16 protein-coding genes and 1 pseudogene are annotated in these 18137 nt (G+C 72.5%); 13 read left to right on the forward strand and 4 right to left on the reverse strand.

The genetic code is table 11. The features are described from left to right. Positions 1-367: 367 nt before the first annotated feature. Positions 368-1315, reverse strand: a complete 948-nt coding sequence (locus ACFWBY_RS32625) for an NAD-dependent epimerase/dehydratase family protein (RefSeq protein ID WP_385336599.1) — start codon at positions 1313-1315, stop codon at positions 368-370. 426 nt (positions 1316-1741) lie between these two features. Between ACFWBY_RS32625 and ACFWBY_RS32630 the strand changes: the two genes are divergently transcribed. The 8 genes from ACFWBY_RS32630 to ACFWBY_RS32665 all read left to right on the forward strand — a co-directional run bounded on the left by ACFWBY_RS32630 (position 1742) and on the right by ACFWBY_RS32665 (position 12549). After that, positions 1742-2209, forward strand: coding sequence for a tetratricopeptide repeat protein (locus tag ACFWBY_RS32630; RefSeq protein ID WP_385336596.1), 468 nt, complete (start codon positions 1742-1744; stop codon positions 2207-2209). A 384-nt stretch (positions 2210-2593) separates the two neighbouring features. After that, positions 2594-3799 carry a cupin domain-containing protein gene (locus ACFWBY_RS32635; RefSeq protein ID WP_385336593.1) on the forward strand — a complete coding sequence of 402 codons (1206 nt, stop codon included), beginning with the start codon at positions 2594-2596 and terminating at the stop codon, positions 3797-3799. Positions 3800-3898: 99 nt separating this feature from the next. Then, a complete protein-coding gene (locus tag ACFWBY_RS32640) occupies positions 3899-5206 on the forward strand; it encodes a cupin domain-containing protein (RefSeq protein WP_385336591.1) in 1308 nt (435 codons plus the stop codon). Further along, positions 5203-6546 (forward strand): MFS transporter, encoded by a 1344-nt coding sequence (locus ACFWBY_RS32645; protein WP_385336588.1) that lies wholly within the window; start codon positions 5203-5205, stop codon positions 6544-6546. The genes ACFWBY_RS32640 and ACFWBY_RS32645 overlap by 4 nt, the downstream gene beginning before the upstream one ends. Then, on the forward strand, positions 6546-8567 hold the full coding sequence (locus ACFWBY_RS32650) for a M13-type metalloendopeptidase (protein WP_385336586.1): 2022 nt from the start codon (positions 6546-6548) through the stop codon (positions 8565-8567). Before ACFWBY_RS32645 ends, ACFWBY_RS32650 begins: the two co-directional genes overlap by 1 nt. 17 nt (positions 8568-8584) lie before the next feature. After that, entirely contained in the window at positions 8585-10549 is a 1965-nt protein-coding gene (locus ACFWBY_RS32655; protein ID WP_385336583.1) for a prolyl oligopeptidase family serine peptidase, read from the forward strand. Between the two features lie 59 nt (positions 10550-10608). Continuing rightward, positions 10609-11964, forward strand: coding sequence for a Zn-dependent hydrolase (locus ACFWBY_RS32660; protein ID WP_385336581.1), 1356 nt, complete (start codon positions 10609-10611; stop codon positions 11962-11964). A 6-nt stretch (positions 11965-11970) separates the two neighbouring features. Beyond that, complete coding sequence (locus ACFWBY_RS32665) at positions 11971-12549, forward strand: TIGR00730 family Rossman fold protein (RefSeq protein ID WP_385336578.1); 579 nt, start codon at positions 11971-11973, stop codon at positions 12547-12549. A gap of 29 nt (positions 12550-12578) precedes the next feature. Here ACFWBY_RS32665 and ACFWBY_RS32670 read toward each other — a convergent pair whose 3' ends face one another. Further along, positions 12579-13577, reverse strand: a complete 999-nt coding sequence (locus ACFWBY_RS32670; RefSeq protein WP_385336576.1) for a LuxR C-terminal-related transcriptional regulator — start codon at positions 13575-13577, stop codon at positions 12579-12581. 207 nt (positions 13578-13784) lie between these two features. Here ACFWBY_RS32670 and ACFWBY_RS32675 point away from each other — a divergent pair, with 207 nt between their 5' ends. From ACFWBY_RS32675 to ACFWBY_RS32695, 5 genes and pseudogenes are all read left to right on the forward strand, one after another. Continuing rightward, positions 13785-14093: a hypothetical protein gene (locus ACFWBY_RS32675; RefSeq protein WP_385336573.1), complete on the forward strand. Its 309-nt coding sequence runs from the start codon at positions 13785-13787 to the stop codon at positions 14091-14093. A gap of 145 nt (positions 14094-14238) precedes the next feature. Beyond that, the gene (locus tag ACFWBY_RS32680) at positions 14239-14421 is read left to right on the forward strand and encodes a hypothetical protein (protein ID WP_385336571.1); all 183 of its coding nucleotides are present in this window, start codon (positions 14239-14241) and stop codon (positions 14419-14421) included. A gap of 41 nt (positions 14422-14462) precedes the next feature. After that, on the forward strand, positions 14463-15542 hold the full coding sequence (locus ACFWBY_RS32685; protein WP_385336568.1) for a ParB N-terminal domain-containing protein: 1080 nt from the start codon (positions 14463-14465) through the stop codon (positions 15540-15542). Between the two features lies 1 nt (position 15543). Then, positions 15544-15811 (forward strand): annotated as a pseudogene (locus ACFWBY_RS32690) (amidase family protein); the annotation flags it as partial. 98 nt (positions 15812-15909) lie between these two features. Further along, positions 15910-16185, forward strand: a complete 276-nt coding sequence (locus ACFWBY_RS32695) for a hypothetical protein (protein WP_385336565.1) — start codon at positions 15910-15912, stop codon at positions 16183-16185. A 10-nt stretch (positions 16186-16195) separates the two neighbouring features. On the opposite strand, the gene ACFWBY_RS32700 is transcribed toward ACFWBY_RS32695, so the two are convergent. Both ACFWBY_RS32700 and ACFWBY_RS32705 read right to left on the reverse strand, forming a co-directional pair. Next, positions 16196-16960, reverse strand: coding sequence for an SDR family NAD(P)-dependent oxidoreductase (locus tag ACFWBY_RS32700; protein ID WP_385336562.1), 765 nt, complete (start codon positions 16958-16960; stop codon positions 16196-16198). Between the two features lie 59 nt (positions 16961-17019). Further along, entirely contained in the window at positions 17020-18129 is a 1110-nt protein-coding gene (locus ACFWBY_RS32705) for a cytochrome P450 (protein WP_385409735.1), read from the reverse strand. Positions 18130-18137: the final 8 nt, after the last annotated feature.

Genomic DNA, 18137 nt, shown 5'->3' on the forward strand with positions numbered 1-18137 from the left:
CTGCGGGGGCGGGGCCGCGGGCTTCTCCCTGCGGGGCTCTCCCCCCACCCCGCCCCTTCCCGAAACCGGGGCTGCGCCCCGGGCCCCGTTGGGGCTGTGCCCAGGGCCCCCGTTGGGGCTGTGCCCCCGGCCCCTTCGGGGTTGCGCCCCCGGGCCCTTCGGGGTTGCGCCCCCGGGCCCTTCGGGGTTGCGCCCCCGGGCCCCCGTTGGGGTTGCGCCCCCGGGCCCCCGTTGGGGCTGCGCCCCCGGGCCCCCGTTGGGGCTGCGCCCCCGGGCCCCCGTTGGGGCTGCGCCCCCGGGCCCCCCGTTGGGGCTGCGCACCCGACTGCTCCTTAGGGCTGTGCCCCGGGCCCCGTGGGGGCTTGGGTTAGCGGGTGGTGAGGTGGGTGCGGTACCAGGGGGCCGAGGGGGGGAGGAAGGAGAGGGGGGATCGGGTGGCGGGGATGGTGGTCAAGTGCCAGATGGGGGTGCTTTGTTGGTGGTAGTCGCGGGCCAGTAAGCGGAACTGGCGTTCCGTCACCCGGCCCGGGTGGGCGTGGAGGGCGGTGACGCAGCGGTCCCACGGCCAGTCCTCTTCCACCGCGGGCACGATGCCGTGGTCGGCCAGTGCTGCCATCAGGTCGCCGATCCGCACCGGGACGGGGTGGCTCGCGTGGTGGATTCCGGCGGGGACGGGATCCGTGGTCGTCGCCAGGGCGTCGATCAGGCGGGCCAGTTCCCTGACGTCGACCACCGACAGCAGCGCGCGGCCGCCGTCCCAGCGGGCGGGTATCCGGGTGACCAGCTCGGCCAGGGCCGGGACCACCCAGCGGTCACCGGCGCCGAGGACCAGGCCCGGCCGCAGGACGACCCCGCCGGCCGCCAGGACCGGGGCCTCCGCCGCCAGCCGGGTGCGGCTCGCGGCGGAAGCGGGATCCGGGACGACCCCGTCGACCTCGATGCCCCGGTGCGGCCGGTTCCCGTAGACCGCGGCGGTCGAGAGGTGGACGACGCGCTCCACACCCGCCCGCGCGGCCTCCGCCGACAGGGCCGCGCTTCCGGCGACGTTGACCGCGTGGCACCGCTCCTCGTCCCGTCCGATGTACGAGGCCAGGTGCACCAGCGCGGCCGCGCCTTCGCAGACCCCCCACAGCGAGCCGGGGTCGGTCAGGTCCGCGCGCACCCACTCCACGCCGTCACGGTCCTCGCCCGGGGTGCGCGCGAGGGCGCGTACGCGGACGCCGGGACGGCGGGCCAGGGCTTCCAGCGCGGCGGAGCCGATGAAACCGGTGGCTCCCGTCAGGACGATCACCTTGGGCACACCGGATATCTGCATGCAGTCGATTTTATCGGCGCCGACAGGACGGCTTCCCCGCAGGGCTCTCAACTGGCGTACGGCATAGGCGAGTTGGGCGGCAGTGTTCAACCGCTGCGCGATGGCGGTTGAACACGTTGACCCGGGCCGGGATACCCGGGCATTCTTCTGCCATCGCCGGGGAAAACCCCGGCGAGAATGACCAGGCAGATGGGAAGTGAATCTCATGGAGAACGTCGACTTCGACGACATCGAGTTCATCGAGACCGCCGAGGAGCTCCTCGCGACCTCGTACTACAAGAACATTCAGTAATTGTTCTTGCAGTAATGCCTGCGTGAAGGGCGGCGTCGATTCGGACGCCGCCCCTTCGCGATGTCCGGATAACTTTTTGTTGGGAGATGGGGATGGCTGTGGCGGATGGATCCGAAACGGTGTGGGAAGAGCGCATGGGTGCACTCTGGGAACAACTGGACGAACACAAGGAAGAGGATTTCCTCGCCGCGGTGGAAGTCCTCGTAGGGGAGTTGCCGGACGGGGACGCGCGGGGGCCGTTCGAGCGTGCCTGCGCGTACGACTCGACCGGTCACAGCGACCTCGCCGCCCCGCTCTACCGCGAGGCGCTCGCCGCCGGGCTGAGCGGAGTACGACGGCGGCGGGCCGTCATCCAGATGGCCAGTTCGATCCGGAACCTGGGCCGGGCAGCCGAGAGCGCGGCCCTGCTGGAGGAGGAACGAGCCGCTGGGAACGACCTGCTCGACGACGCCGTGACCGGGTTCCTCGCGCTGGCTCTGGCCGACACCGGGCGGGAGCGCGAGGCGCTGTCGCTCGCACTCGTCGCGCTCGCCAAGCACCTTCCGCGCTACAACCGCTCGCTCGCCAACTACGCCCGTGAGCTGACCGAGCCGAACGCTTGAGGGGCCGGGCCGGCTGCGCCGGCCTGCCGCCCCCGCCGTACCTTGAGCGGCCCCGACCACAGGTCGGGGCCGCCTCCTTTTGCCCGGCCGTTCAACCGCGTTGCCGTGCAGTTGAACGCCGTTGACCCCTTTCCCGGGTGCGGGCATTCTCATTTCAGCGGCCGGGAGAACCCGGTCGGTGAGTGAGAAGAATCGAAGGGAAGTGAATCTCATGGAGAACGTCGACTTCGACGACATCGAGTTCATCGAGACGGCCGAGGAGCTGCTCGCCACCTCCTACTACAAGAACATTCAGTAATTGTTCTTGAAGTAGCGCTGTGGCGGAGGGCGGCGCCGGAAGGCGCCGCCCCTCACCGCGGCCCGATCGTTTTCGAGGAGCTTGGCATGGCGGACTACGCATTCGCGGATCTGGTGGGGGACGAGCAGGTCTTCTTCACCGAGTACTTCAACAAGAAGCCCATGCTGCGGAAGAGCGCCGTGCCGGGAGACCCGCGCGACATCCTCTCGCACCGGAAGCTGGACCAGCTGGTCAACCTGGAGGTCGTCCGGCCGCCCTACATCAAGGTCAACCTCAAGGGCAACGGCGTCCCCGAGCAGGGGTACACCCGCAACGTGGTCGTCCAGGGCCAGACCATCACCGACGTCGTCGATCCCGAGAAGATCTACGAGCTGTTCCGGGCCGGCGCGACCGTCACCTGGTGCTCGCTCAACCACATCGTCCCGGAACTGCGCGACTTCACCCGCGTCATCAGCGAGCGCATGGCGGTGCGCACCGACTCGGTGGCGTTCCTGACGCCCACCGGCAAGAAGGGGTACCCGCCCCACCACGACCCGGTCGACCTCTTCATCGTCCAGCTCGAGGGCACCAAGCACTGGAAGCTGTGGAACCCGCCGGCCGAGCGCCTCGGGGACAACGCCCAGTACACCCTCGAAGGACTGGGGGAGCCGGACATCGAGGTCTCGCTGCAGCCGGGTGACGTCCTCTACCTCCCTTACGGAACCCCGCACGCCGCGGCCGCCGAGGGCAAGGCGTCGCTGCACCTGTCCGTCATGATGCGCCCGCGCATGTGGAAGGACCTGCTGCGCCAGACCGTCGAGGAGCTCATCGCCGCCGACGAGTTCAACGCGTACCCCTACATCGGGGAACTGCGCTCGTCCGAGGCGGAGTCCGGCTTCACCGAGAAGATCGCCGCGCTCGCCGCGCGGCTGCAGACGGTGGCCGCCGACAGCGAGGCCGCCGTGGCCGAGCTGGACCGCCTCGCGGACCTCGGCCGGCACATGGAGGGAAGCTCCGAGGGCCGTACCTTCCAGTCCATCGCGGACATGGACGAGCTCGGTCCGGACGCCCGTCTGCGGCGCGGCAGCGCGCCCCTGGAATTCGGCGTCAGCGACAACGGCCGGACCCAGATGACCGTCAACGGTCACAAGATCGCGGTACCCACACCGATCGCCGAAACCCTGGCCGCGCTCGGCCCGGACGCGTCGATCGCGGCGTCCCTCATCTTCCCCGGAGTGGACGCGCTCCGTTCGACGAAGGCCGCGCAAGGGCTCACCCGCCTGGGTGTGTTCGAACTGGCCGCGGCCGGCTGACGAGCTGCCGGTACCGGACCTGACCCGTCGCGGACCACCGGACCATCCCCCCGGTGGTCCGCGACGGGCGTCCCCGTGCACGACTGGAGGCAAGAGACGGTGGAGACGTACTCCTTCGAGGATTTCGTCGGCGACCGGGACGTGTTCCTCGCCGAGCATTTCAACAAGAAGCCGCTGCTGCGCAAAGGGGCACTGGCGGGCCGGCTCGACGGCCTCCCCTCCGTGCGGCAGCTCGACGACGTACTGGCCCTGGAGACGACTCCGCCCTCCTACCTCCGGGTGACCAAGGGCGGCAAAGGCGTGCCCAGCGGCGCCTACACGCGCACCGTGGCGCGCGGCGCCGCGCTCGCCGAGGCCGTCAGTCCGGAGAAGGTGTACGAGCTGTTCCGCTCGGGCGGCACGGTCACCTGGAACTCCCTGCACCACGTGCTGCCCTCGGCCCGCCGGCTGCTCGCGCCCTTCACCGACACCTTCGCCTGCGAGGGCGAGGTGGTCCTTTTCGTCACGCCCGCGCGCAACGACGGCTTCTCGCCGCACCACGACTCGATCGACGTGTACGTCGTCCAGGTCGACGGCACCAAGACCTGGCGCGTGTGGGCCACCCCGGAGGTCCGCCGGGGCGACGAGGGCTCGTACACGGCCGAGGAGCTCGGCGAGCCGGTCATCGAGGTGACGCTGGCCCCCGGCGACGTCCTGTACGTGCCGCACGGCACCCCGCACGCGGCCGCCGCGAAGAGCGGGCTGTCGCTGCACCTGTCCGTCGGGATCGAACCGAGGCGCTGGCGCGACCTGCTGAAGGACGCCGTCGCCGCGGTGGTCGAGGACGAGGAGTTCCACGCGTTCCCGTACCTCGCGGACGGTGAGGGAGGGGGCGCGGGCGCGCAAGCCGCGGCCGTCGCCGGGCTGAGCCGGCAGATCGAACTCCTCCGGGACCGGCTCGCCCACCTGGAGCCCGTCTCGGAGGCCAAGCGCCTCGCGCGGGTGGGCCGCGAGCGGTCCGGCGCCGGCCGCACCCGGGAGTTCGCGCGGCTGCACGCCGTCGACGCGCTGACCACCGACTCGCTGGTGCGGCGCAGCGCCGCCCCCGTGGAGATCGGGGACAGCGACGGGACGAAGACCGGGATCCGGGTGGGCGGGCACCGCCTCGCCGTTCCCGACGCCGTCGCCCGGTCGCTGCGCGAGCTCGACGGAGGGCGCCCGGTCGCCACATCCGAGTTCTTCCCCGGGGTGGACCCGGCCCGCTCGCTGAGCGCGGCCCGCGGGCTGGCCCGGATCGGCGTCCTCGAAGCCGCCGAGCACGCCGTGTTCCCCGTAGCGGACGTGAACGGCGGCCCGCAGAGCATCCCGACGAGCACACCGCACAGCACCCCGCACCCCGCCCACCACACCGACGACCAGGGGAAGTGAGCCACGAGATGGCCATCGACACCCGAACTCCGGCCACCACCGAGGCCTCCCCGCCCCCCTCCCGGCGGGCCTGGCGCGAGGTGTACATCCTCGCCGGGATGCGCGGCCTGTCCTTCGCGGGCGACATCGCCGCCGAGACGGCCATCGCCCTCCAGCTCCAGGCACAGGGCGCCGGCTCCTACGCCGTCATGGCGCTGCTGCTGTCCGCGACCGTCCCGCCCGTCCTGCTGTCGCCGCTGACCGGCCGGTTCGCCGACCGCTTCGACAGCCGCAACCTCATCGTGGTCGTCGGCGCCCTGCAGGCCCTGATCTGCGTGGCCATGACCATCTGGACCTCCCCGGCCGTCCTCATCGGGCTCTCCGCGCTGCTGTCCTCCGGACTCGCCTTCACCCACCCGGTGTTCGGCGCGCTGCCCAGCGCGATCGTCGGCAAGGACAACGTGCCGCGCGCCTCGTCGATCTCGCAGACCACCGCCATGGCGGGCATGGTCGCCGCCCCCGGCGTCGCCGGCATCCTCATCGGACGCTTCGGGATCTCCGTTCCGCTGCTGATCGACGCGCTGAGCTTCGCGGCGGTCGTCGTCGGCGGCCTGCTCATCAAGACCCGGCTGCACGCGGACCGCGGGGCCGCGAAGGCGGCCACCGGGGACGGCGGCGAGCCGGCGAAGGCCCCGTACAAGGTGACGTCCGACCGCTTCCTGACGGCGGTGCTCATCCTCAGCGGCGCCGTGATGGCGGCCGCGAGCATCATCAACGTCCTCATCGTCTTCTACGTCCGCGAGGACTTCGGCGCCTCCGAGGAGACCTTCGGCCTGATCATGTCGGCCTGGATGCTCGGGCTGATCCCCGGCGGGATGCTCGTGCGCCGCGCGAAGAACCTGCGGTACGAGACCGTCCTGATCGGCACGTTCCTGTGCATCGCCGTGGCCATCCTCGGCACCGGCCTCGCCCCGGGCGTCTGGTGGATCGTCCCCTTCTACGTCCTCGGCGGCATCGGCAACGGCGCCCAGGCCACCGTGACGCACATCCTGCTCAACGTCCGGGTCCCCGACACCCACCGCGGCCGCGCCTTTGCCGCGCTGGGCGCCGTCTCCAACACCGGACCCGCCATCGGCTACGTGGCCGGCGGCGCGGTGATGAGCCTGATGGCACCGCGCTACGGGTTCCTCGCCGCCGGGGTGTTCTGCCTGATCGCGCTGGCGCTCTTCAGCGGCCGGGTCCTGAAGTCGGCCGACGCCGACCGGGCCGACGCCGACCGGGCCGACGCCGACCGGGCCGACGCCGAGCGGCTGGACGCCGACCGGGCCGCCGAGGCGGACGTCAAGGCGGAGGCCGTCTGATGACGGTGGTCTCGGAACCGGCCGCGGGCGCCCCCGCCCTCCCGGACGACGTGGAACTCGACCTCTCCGCAAGGCCCCAGGACGACTTCTACCGGTTCGTGAACGGGCACTGGACGGACCGCCACGTCCTGCCCGCCCACCGGGCCGAGGCCACCACCCTGACCCTCCTTTCCGACCGGGCGGAAGCCGACGCGGAGGCCGTGATCCTCCGCGCCGCCGCCGGTGCCGGGGCCGGCGCCGACCCGGCCGGCCGCCGTATCGCCGACCTGTACGCGAGCTTCATGGACGAGGACCGCATCGAGGAGCTCGGCGCGGCCGGCGCCTTCGCCGCCGACCTCGACACGGTCCGCGCAGCGGCCACCCCGGCCGAACTGGCCGCCGTCCTGGGCCGGTTGCAGGCCCAGGGCATCGGCGGCCCGGTGGACTTCACGGTCGCCGTGGACACCGCCGACGCCGACGGGTACGTCCTGGTCCTCTCCCAGGCCGGGCTCGGCCTGCCGGCCGCGGCCTACGCGGACGACGGGGACGACGGGGAACTGCGCGGGCGCTACCTCGGCCACCTCGCGGTGATGTGGGCGCACGCGGGACTCCCGGAACCCGCCCGCTCGGCCGCCTCCGTCCTGGCCGTGGAGACGGCGCTCGCCGCCCGGCACACCCCGGCCCGGCCGGGCGCGCCGCTGCGTCCGCTGTCGCTGACCGCGGCCGCACTGGCCGACCGGGCGGACGGGTTCCCGTGGGGGGCGTGGCTGGCCGCGCTGGGCGACGTACCGCGCGGGGCGACCGTGCGGATGCGCCAGGCCGGTTTCCCCGACGCGCTGGACGCGTGGTGGAGCGGCCACTCGCTGGACGAGCTCAAGCGGTGGGTGTGCTGGCGGTACGTGCACGAGATGGTGCCCTTCGGGCCGCGCCAGGTCTTCGCCGACAACTTCGCGTTCTACGGGCAACTGCTCAACGGGTTCACCGAGCCGAGGCCGCGCCGCATCCGGGCCGTCTCCTTCGTCGAGACCTTCGCCGGCGACGCGGTGGGCGAGCGGTACGTCGCCGAGCACCTGGCCCCGGGCACCGTGGCGGCCGTACGCGAGCTGGCCGCGGAGCTGACGGACGCCTACCGGCGGCGCCTGGAGCGGGCCGACTGGATGTCGGAGCCGACCCGGGCGGCGGCCCTGGCCAAACTCGACGCGATGGTGTTCGAGATCGGCTCCCCGCGCGGGAGCGCGAGCGGCGCCGGTTCGGACCGCGAACCCTTCGACCCGGCCGACCTGGCCGGCAACGTCAAGCGCGGGCGGGCCCGGCACATCGCCGGGGAACTCGCCCGTCTCGGCGGCCCCGTCGACCGCTCCGAGTGGAAGATCCACCCGCACCAGGTGACCGCGTACTACCGGCACGGGCTCAACCAGGTCGTCGTCCCCGCCGGGCTGCTCCAGCCGCCGGTCTTCGACCCGGCGGGCGATCCGGCCCGCAACTTCGCCGTGCTCGGCTCGATCATCGGCCACGAGATGTCGCACGCCTTCGACAGCCGGGGCTCGCGCTACGACGGACAGGGGCGGCTGCGCGACTGGTGGGCGCCGGCGGACCGCGCCGAATTCACCCGGCGGACCGCGCTGCTCATCGCGCAGTACGACGGCTACGAACCGGCCGCCCTGCCCGGACGGCGGGTCAGCGGCACGCGCACGGTCGGCGAGAACATGGCCGACATCGCCGGGGTCACGGTCGCGCTCGACGCCTATGCGAGGGCCGCGCGCGAGGGCCGGGCACCCGCGGGCCGCGCCGACGCGCACGGGAGCCCGCTCGACGCGGCCCGAACCAGGTCGTTCCTCCTGCACTGGGCCACGATGTGGCGGGCCAAGACCACGCCCGCCCGCCTCGCCGAGCGGCTCGCCTCGCCCCGGCACCCGCACCCGCCCGCCGAGTTCCGGTGCAACGGGGTCCTCGGCCACCTGGACGCCTTCTACGAGGCGTTCGACGTGCGGCCCGGCGACGCGCTCTTCCTCGACCCCGCTTCCCGCTTCTTCCTCCTGTGACTCTGTGAGGCCACGCCATGCTTCCTGCTGACATCGAGCTGCTGCCCGTGCTCGGGCCGCCCGCCCTCTCGCCCGACGGCCGCCACGTCGTCTTCGAGGTCACCCGCCCCGTCCTGGAGGCGGACGACTACAGCACCGAGCTGCTGATCGCCGACACCAGCGGGGCGAGCGCGCCGCGCCGGCTCACCCAGGGCCCCTACGACGGCTGCCCGGCCTTCTCGCCCGACGGCCGCTTCCTCGCCTTCCAGCGCCCGGGAGCGCACGGCCGGGCGCAGATCCACCTCCTCCCGATGGACGGCGCCGGCGAGGCCTTCCCGGTCACCGACCACCCGATGGGCGCGGGCCAGCCCGTCTGGAGCCCCGACTCCACGCGGATCGCCTACACCAGCCGGATCCCCGAAGCGGGCCGCTACCAGGGCCCGGCCGAGGCGGAGGCGCCGCGCCGGATCACCACGCTGCTCTACCAGATGGACGGTTTCGGCTACACCGCCGACCGGCCCCGCCAGGTCTTCGTCACGGACCCGTTCGACCCGGTTGCGCCCGCGGTCCAGGTCACGGAAGGCCCGTACGACCACATGGACCTGGCGTGGAGCCCGGCGGGCGACCAACTGGTCTTCGTCTGTGCCCGGCACGAGGAGGCGGGCGACGACTCCCGCAACGACATCTGGGCGGCGGCCCCCGACGGCAGCGGCCTGCGTCCCCTGACGCACGGCGGGATGTACCTGTTCACCCCGCGCTTCGCCGCCGACGGCGCGTCCGTGGTCTTCGTAGGCTCCGAGCTGGACAAGTTCAACCACTCCTGCGCGACCTCCACCTACGGCCTGTGGACGGTTCCGGTCAGCGCCCCCGGCGTCCTGACGCCGGCCGCCGACGGCTCCGGCGCCCCGCGCCGCCTCACCGGCGGCGCCCACCACCTCAGCTTCGCCAGCCAGATGATCCGCCCGGCCGCCGACGGCGTGTACTTCGCGGGCGACCGGCGCGGCGAGGTCAACCTGGTCCTCGTCCCCTACGACGGCTCCGAGCCCGTACCCGTCATCACCGGCCCGCGCCAGGTCAACGGCTACGCGGTCGCCGAGACCCCGGCGGGTCCCGTCATCGCCGCCGTGGTGACCAGTGCCACGAGCGCCGGAGACCTGCTGGTGCTCAGCGGCGGCACGGAGCGGACGCTGACCTCCTACGGACGCGAACTGACCGAGCGCGCCGACCTGCTCCCGATGCGGGAGTTCACCGCGACGGCGCCCGACGGGTACGAACTGCAGGGCTGGGTGGTGCGCCCCGAGGGCCCCGGACCGCACCCGGTGGTCTTCCAGGTGAAGGGCGGCCCCTTCACCCAGTGGGGCTACACCCTCAACGGGCCGGCCGCCTTCGACGAGGCGCAGGTCTACGCGAGCGCCGGCTACGCGGTCGTCCTCGGCAACCCGCGCGGCACCTCCGGATACGGCGCCGAGCACGGGACCCACGTACAGGGCGACCTGCCGGGCAAGTCGGCCGTCGACCTCCTCGCCCTGCTGGACGCGGCGCTGACCCTGCCCGAACTGGACGCCGGGCGCGTCGGGGTGATGGGCGGCTCCTTCGGCGGCTACATGGCGGCCTGGTTCAACGCCCACCACGGCGACCGCTTCAAGGCCATGATCGGCGAGCGCGGCCTGTACGCCATCGACAGCTACGCGGCCACCAGCGACGACGGCGTCGACCTCGCGGTCGCGCTGTACGGGGCGGACCGCGACGGCTGGGCGCGCCAGTCCCCGCTGACGTACGTGGACCGGATGACCACCCCGATGCTGATCATCCAGTCCGAGGAGGACCGGCACTGCCCGCCGGAGCAGGCACAGCGACTGTTCACCGAGCTGCGCATGCGCGGAGTCCCCGCCGAGATGCTCCTCTTCCCCGGCGAGGGGCACGACATGTCCCGCTCCGGGCTCCCCAGCCACCGCCTCGCCCGCTTCGCGGCGGTACTGGAGTGGTGGGGGCGGCACCTGTGAGCGGCGTCGTCGACCTGGCCGTACTCGAAGACCTCCGAACGGACCGGAAGGACACTGTCATGACCAGCACGCTCGCCCAGCGGGCCGGCGGCCTGCGCGCCGACATCGACGGGGACCGGCTGCTGCGGCGCATCGCCCGGCTCGGACGCATCGGCCTCGACCCGGAGACGGGCGGGATCACCCGCGAGGGCTTCGGCGCGGCCGACCGCGAGGCGCGCGCGTACCTGATGGACGAGGCGCGCGACGCGGGCCTCGTACCGTCCGTGGACGCGGCGGGCAACATCGTCATCCGACCGCGCCACACCCCCTACGGCGAGGGGCGCCAGGCCCTGATGATGGGCTCGCACCTCGACACCGTCGTCAACGCGGGCCGCCTCGACGGCGCGTACGGGGTCCTCGCCGCCCTGGAGGTCCTGCAGACCTTCGAGGAGTGCGGGATCGAATCCCCCTACGAGCCCGTCGCCGTGGCCTTCGCCAACGAGGAGGGCGCGCTCTTCCCGCAGCCCTTCTGGGGTTCCATGGCGATCGCCGGACGCCTCGCCGGGCTGCCGCGCGAGCCCCGCGACCACCAGGGGCGCCGACTGCGCGAGGAGCTGCGGCTGGCCGGTGGCGACCTCGACGCGCTGGGCAGCGCCTGCTGGCCGCACGGATCGGTCGCGGCCTACCTCGAACTGCACGTGGAGCAGGGGCCGGTGCTGGAGCGCAGCGGGCGCCGGATCGGCGTCGTCGACGCGATCACCGGCCGCACGGTGCTGACCCTGGAGGTGCGCGGCGCCGCCGGCCACTCCGGGACCAGCCCGATGAAGGGCAGGCGCGACGCCATGGCCGCGGCGGCCCGGGTGGTGCTGGCCGCCGAGCACATCGCCGGCGAGCGCGGGCTGTGCCGGGTGGCGACGGTGGGCCGGATCGACCCCCACCCGAACACCCCCAACACGATCGCCGGATCGGTACGGATGACCGTGGACCTGCGGGACACGGACGTGTGGAAGGCCGCGGCCGCCGAGGAGAGCCTGCGACGGATGCTGGAGGCGATCGCGGCGAGCACGGGCACCGAGATCGAGGTGGTCGCCGAGACCCGCTCCGACCCGGTCTCCACGAGCGAGGTGCTGCGCGCCGCGATCGAGCGGAGCGCGGACGAACTGGGCCTGGCGCACGAGGTGCTGCCCAGCGGCGCCGGACACGACGCGCAGATGGTCGCGGACATCGCGCCCATCGGCATGATCTTCGTGCCGAGCCTGGGCGGCATCAGCCACGTGCCCGAGGAGGACACCGCCCCCGAGGACCTCGTCGCCGGGGCCCGCGTGCTCTTCCGTACGGCGCTGCGCACCATCGGCATCAGCCCGCAGGCACGGACGCGGGCGCAGGAGCGGACGCAGTCGAGGCCTTCCAACGAGCTCAATACCACCGGGAGTTGAGGAGTCATGGAAACGCTGGTCAGGAAGAGCGAACGCATCGCGGTGTTCTGCGGTGCCAGGCCCGGGGTCCGTCAGGACCACGTGGACTTCGCGCACGGCTTCGGCCGGGCGCTCGCCGGGCGCGGCCTGGACCTGGTCTACGGCGCCGGCGGGGTCGGTGTCATGGGCGCCGTCGCGGACGGGGTGCTGAGCGGGGGAGGGGCGGTGACCGGCGTCGTGCCGCGCGCCCTGCACGAGCGGGAGCGGGCCGACCGTGCGCGCGGCGCGATCTTCGTCGTACGGTCCATGCACGAGCGCAAGGCGCTCATGTACCGGCTGTCCAACGGCTTCGCCGTACTGCCGGGCGGCATCGGGACGCTGGACGAGCTGATGGAGGTGGCCACGTGGAACCAGCTCTCCCTGATGGAGAAGCCGATCGTGGTGGTCAACCACGCCGGCTTTTACGACCCGATGCTCGCGATGCTCGACCACCTGGTGTCCGAGGGGTTCCTGACCGCCGCGGAGCGCCGTCTGATCCGGAGCGCCGACACCGCCGAAGAGGCGCTGGACCTGCTGGGCGCACCCCGGGTGCTGGCCGCGGCGTGAGCCACCGGGCCGGCCGCGGCGCCCCCGGGCTATTCGGGATCGGTCGGCAGGTAACCGCGCTGCACCGCGTGGACCCCCGCCTGGAAGCGGCTCTGGGCGCCGAGGTAGGCCATCAGCCCGGAGGCGATGCGCCGGGCGGTCCGCGACGACACGCCCAGGCGGTGGGCGATGGTCTCGTCCGTGCAGCCCTGCGCGAGCAGCTTCAGCGCCTCGGCCTGCTGGCGGGTGAGCTCGCCGGGGTCCGGCCTGGCCTGGGTGTCGAGGCACTCTCCGGCCTGCCAGACGCTCTCGAAGAGCGTGTACAAGGTGGCCACCATGCCCTGGGAAGTCACCTCGACCGCGCCGGCCGCGGTGTTGCCCGTGTCCGCCGCGATGATCGCCGACGTGCGGTCGTAGATGATCATCCGGTTGGGCAGCGAGGGGACGGTACGGACCTGAGAGCCCTGCTCGACGAGCCACCGCGCGTACTCCATCGTGTGCGGACAGCCCCGGATGGAGTCGAGGTAGACCGTGCGCATCTGCACGCCGCGCTCCAGCAACTGCTGGTTGAGCGGTCTGGAGGCGTGCATGTTCTCCGCGGTCTGGGGGCCGCCCGGCGCGAAGGTCAGGAGCTCCTGGGTGACTTGGCCGCGCAGGTTGGCGAGGTGGTCGCGGATGGAGTCGAGGCCGTCGAGGTAGCGCACCCCCGGGTCGACGGCGCTGCCGGCGCCGCGGCCGTCGTACTCCAGGATGAGCTGCGCGGCCGCCGCGCGGCTCGCCTCCAGCCGCTGCTGGCGGCTGGCGAGGTCCGCCTGCTGGCGGGCGAGCAGGATCTCCATGCCGACGTGCGGGCTGACCGCGTGCAGCTGCGCGCCGTCCTCGGTGGAGGCGCGCACGAGCGCCATCTCGCTGAGCCGGTCCAGAGCGGAGCGGACGGCGTCGGGCGACAGGTCGAGCTGACGGCTCAGATCCGCGATGTCCCGGGGTTTGGCGAGAATTCCGCGGTAGACGGATTCGGCGACTGCGTCGAGGCCGAGGAGATCAAGCATCGATGGCAACTCCGGTTCAGAGCCCGGATCCCATGGGGGTTCCAGGCGCTGTTGGGGGCACTGGGCTGCGTAATTGCCCTGACGGTACGGGTCGAACGCACCCTCGGCAAGACAGCATCCGCAATCTCCCGGACCGCGTTTCCTACGGCATTTTCCTGACCCCCGATTTCGGAAAACCCCTTCCACGACGGAGCCGGACCCCCTCCCATGTATCTCGTTCACGTCCACTTGCGGCCCCCGCGCTCCGGCGCCCGGCTGCCCGCGCCGACGGCGGCGGCCATCTCCCGCTGCGCGCAGGGGCGCGACGGGCTGATCCACGTCAGCGTCCACCCGGACCCCGAAGCGGCCCCCGTGGTCGGGCTGTACGTACGGGCTCCGTCGCTGGCCGCGGCGGAGGCGGCCGCCCGGCGGCTGTGGCTGTACGCCGCTTCGGCCCACTCCGTGCTGGGGGAGTGGCAGCTGGAGCGGGCCGAGGTGCCGCTGCTGCCCGGAAGCGACCCGTGGAGCACGGTCTGACATACAGGCACGTCCTCGAGTGGGGCTGGACTGTGTAGGCCAAGGCCGGATTGCCCGTCCCGGCCCCCCTATCCCCGCCGCTCGCGCCGGCAGCAGACTCCTGCCTGTCAGCGAAACACAGGACGGCTGCAAAGGCGGAAACCACATGTCTTTCGAAAACTCCCGCAGAATCGTCCGGGGCACGCTCCTCGCCGGAATACTCGCCGCCTGCACCGCCTTCGGAGCGGCCGCCGCTCACGCCGACACCACCGCCGTCAGCAGCCCGCCCGCCGCCACCGCACAGAACGCACCCGGTCAGACCGGGCTGGACGACCTCGGCTGGCAGTGACCACACCCCCTCATCCGCGCCCGCTCACCGAGGGGAAGACGATGGACGCAGAAAGCGCCGACCACCTGATCAGATTCCGCGACCGGGGATATCTCGACCAGCCCGTGGAAAGCGTGGAAACGGACCGGATCACGGCTGGATTCTCGCCCCGCACGGGCGGCGAGGACGGGGAGTACGCGAAGACCCTCGCGGAAGCCGACGGCGAACTGCCGCCCATCCTGGTCCACCGGCCGACCATGTCCGTGATCGACGGCGCCCACCGGCTCCGCGCCGCAGCGCTCCGCGGCGAAACCCGCATCCGCGTACGGTACTTCGACGGCGACCGGGGCGAAGCCGAGCTCCTGGCGGTCGCGGCGAACGTCACCCACGGGCGGCCTCTGACCACCGCCGACCGGACCGCCGCCGCGGGACGCGTCTTCGCCTCCCGCCCCCGCTGGTCGGACCGCGCGGTCGCGGCCGTCACCGGACTCTCCGCCCGGAAGGTCTCCCAGCTGCGCAAGGGCACCGCCGCGGCCGAGACCGGCCACCGCGTCGGCCGCGACGGCCGGGCCCGCCCCCTCGATCCCTCCGGCGCCCGCGAACTGGCCGGCGAACTCCTGCGCAGCAACCCCGGTGCCTCGCTGCGCCGGATCGCCGCCGAGGCCGGACTGTCCCCCGCGACCGTGGCCGACGTACGCGACCGGATCCGGCGCGGGGAGGATCCCGCACCGGCGCGGCGCGGCGACACCGCGCCCGTCGACCGCCGAGGCCCTTCCTCCCCTTCTTCCTCCACGACTCCTCCATCGGCTTCCGCATCGGCGGCCGACCCGATCTCGCTCGCCGCCCGGCGCGGCTCCGCCCCGCGCCGGCCCGTCGCCGAACCCCAGCCCGCCCCCGACCGGCTGCTGCGCATCTTCGAATCGCTGCGCCGGGACCCGTCCCTGCGGCTGAGCGAGTCCGGGCGCGACGTGCTGCGGATGCTCGGCGCCTGCGCGCTGGTCGCCCAGGACCGGGAGAAGATCGCGGCGAGCCTGCCGACGCACTGCAAGGAACCGATGGCCCAGCTCGTCCAGGGCTACGCGGGTCTGTGGCGGCTGCTGGCCGACGAACTGGCCTGCGCGGAGGCGGCGGAGGCCTCGTGAGCACGAGGCGGTCGCCGGCCACGACCCGCTCGACGCCACCTCGGCCGACGTCCCCGTGCCGCTGGTCGTCGAGGCGGGAACGGTCCGGGTCGGTCGAGGGCACGCGGGTGGGTGTCGTCAAGCAGTTCGCCGGCGAGGTCGACCAAAATGGCGTGATCTTGAGGTTCGAGGAGCCCGTGGAACCGCTGGAGGAACCGGGCGCCGAGATCGTGGACCTGGAGTGCCCGTCCTTCGACCTCGCGATGGCCGCCTACGACCTGATCGCACCGCGTACCACGGCTCCGCCCAGAAGGTCCGCACGCTCATCGCGGGCCCGCTGCTCGACCAGGCCCCGTCACTCGGCTGACCCACCAGGAGGATCCCCGCCATGACCGTCATGACCACCGCACACGTCCGGCAGATCGAGGCCCTGCTCTCCCACGACATATCCGGCGTCGTCGACGCGGTGGTGACCACCTCGCGCGACGGCGCCGGGGCGGTCGCCTTCCACCTCGTCGTCGGTCCGCCCGACCGACCGCGCGAGTGCGACCGGATCGAGTTCACCCTCGATCCGGAGCACGCCCGCGCGCTCTTCTCGGGCGGGCCCGACCGGCCGGCGCTCGTGCCCTGCAGGGTCGGTGTCGAGTTCGGTTCGGCCCGCTGAGCGCGGCAGTTCAGCGGGCGGTCCAGCCTCCGTCCACCGGGACGGTCGCGCCGACGACGAAGGACGCCTGGTCGCTGAGGAGCCACGCGGCCGCGTACGCGATCTCCCGCGGGTCCGCCGTGCGCGGCAGCGGGGCCATGGTGTGCAAGTGCTCCTCCAGGCCCGGGTTCAGGTCGAACCACTGGCCCATCATCTCGCTGCGCGTGGTGCCGGGGGCGATGGCGTTGACCCGGATGCCCTGGGCGCAATACGCGGCGGCGGCCTTCGTCAGGCCGATGACCGCGTGCTTCGACGCGATGTACGGTGCGCCCGCCGGGGTGCCGACCAGCCCCGCGACGCTGCTGTTGTTCACGATCGCCCCGCCGCCCGGAAGCATCGCGGCGATCTCGTGCTTCATGCAGTTCCACGTGCCGCGCACATTGGTGGCCATGACGGCTTCGAAGTCCGCGTCCGGCGTGAGGTGCAGCGGCTCCGGCACGGTACCCAGCCCGGCGTTGTTGAAAGCGATGTCCAGACCGCCGAAGAGCTCCACCGTCCGGGCCACCGCCCGCTCGACCTCCTCGGCGTCGGACACGTCGGCGACGGCGTAGGCCGCGGTGAAGCCCTGGTCCGTCAGTTCGCGGGCGAGCGCGGCCAGTTCCTCCTCGCGCCGGGCGGTGATGAGCACCGACGCCCCGTTCTCGCAGAACACCCGGGCGGCGGCGGCCCCGATGCCGCTGCTCGCACCGGTGATCAGGGCGCGCTTGCCTACGAGGAGGCCGGTCTGTTCCTTCATGACGGAGTCTTTCGTGTGGTGCGGTCCGGTGTCGTCTGCCCGAAGCGGTCGCCCGGGCATTATTGGCCGGAAACCGATGCCCTGGGCAGGCCCAGGAGCACGGGAAGCGTGCGGTGGCCGTTCGAGACGAACGAGAACTTGGGTCGCAGTTCCCCGGCCGGTACGGCCAGGGCGAGATCGGGGAACCGGTCGAAGAGGGCCGACAGCGCGATGGCGACCTCCATGCGCGCCAGGTTCACACCGAGGCAGTGGTGGGCCCCGTACCCGAACGACACGTGATCGGCGCGGGTGGCGCGGCCGATGTCGAAGAGGTCCGCGTCGTCGCCGTGGTGGAGGGGGTCGCGGCCCGAGCCGGCGAAGCAGATGACGATCGGGTCGCCCTGCGGGATCCGCACGTCGTCGTCGATCTCGATGGTCTCGACGGCGTAGCGCAGGATGCTGTGCGCACCGGGCGGGTCCACGCGGAGGGACTCGTCGATCACGTCCTCCCACGAAGCCTTCCCGGCCCGCACGAGCGCGAGCTGTTCGGGGTGCGTGAGGAGCGAGGCGACCGCGTTGTCGATGAGGTTCACCGTCGTCTCGTATCCGGCGGTGAAGAGGAGGATGAGATTGTCGAGCAGTTCCTTCTCGCTCATTTCCGCCGAGCCCGAGTCGCGGGCGGCGACGAGTCCCGAGGTCAGGTCGTCGGCGGGGTTCTCCCTCTTGTACGCCACGACCTCGTTCATGGTTTCGTACATGGCGATGCCGTTCGCCACCGCGTCCTCGGCGGTGATCGAGGTGGCGAAGAAACCGTCGATGATCCGCTGGAGCGGATCGCGTGTGGAATGCGGAATTCCGAAAAGCTCGCATACGACGGCGTGCGGCAGTACGTGGGCGAATTCCTTGCGCAGGTCCACTGGCCGGCCCGCCGGAGCCTGTTCCAGGCGGTCCAACAGGCCGGCCGCCATCTCCTCGACCCGCGGACGCAGGGCCGCCACGCGACGCATGGTGAACTCCCCTGCCACGGGCTTGCGCAGGCGGGCGTGCTCCTCGCCGTACGCGGTGACCATGTTCTGCACCGAGACCCAAATGGCCAGCGGCCACTCCTCGGTCACTTCTCCGTTGATCCACGCCGGCCAGTGCCGGTAGGCGTCCTTCGACACCCGGGGATCGGTGAGCAGGCGTTTCACGAGCGCGT

Origin of the sequence: Streptomyces sp. NPDC060049, assembly GCF_042736715.1 — a bacterium.
GTDB lineage: Bacteria > Actinomycetota > Actinomycetes > Streptomycetales > Streptomycetaceae > Streptomyces.